Annotated in this window: 1 protein-coding gene; it reads left to right on the plus strand. The window is 60.9% G+C overall.

Annotation, left to right across the window (positions count from 1 at the left end):
* On the plus strand, positions 1 to 448 hold a 448-nt coding region (locus RMT89_RS41150; protein WP_315888867.1), incomplete at both ends, for a hypothetical protein.

The raw sequence follows: 448 nt of genomic DNA on the forward strand, positions 1-448 counted from the left end.
GATGCTGCCTTCCGATGGGCCGCTGCTGGTGGTTATATCGGCCCCACGCTTGGCACCGGCCCAACGCCAACCATTGACGGTAATATCCTTCGCTTCCCCAACAGCGAGTCGGGTTTCCGCATCGCACAACCCTTATCTGGCGACTGCTATTTCTGCGCCCGTGTGCGGTTGCCCGGAACGGATGTCCCCACAGGTCATCCACAGCGGGACTTTTTCCGCATCATCGGGACGAACCACGGCGCGTGGGATAGCGGCTATCTGCGCCTGCGTTGGCACATGGGGATGCAGCAATTTTTCCTCACACACTCATCCACCGGTGTCAGTAATGATTGGGATAACGAGACGACAGTCGGGCGTCCGGCCCCGCGCGACCAGTGGGTAATGATCGAGTTGGGGTTGACCGGCACAACGCTGTGGATGGCGCTCAACGGCGAGGCCGCGCAGGAAG

The sequence above is a fragment of the Streptomyces sp. P17 genome, assembly GCF_032436805.1.
Classification (GTDB): Bacteria; Actinomycetota; Actinomycetes; order Streptomycetales; family Streptomycetaceae; genus Streptomyces.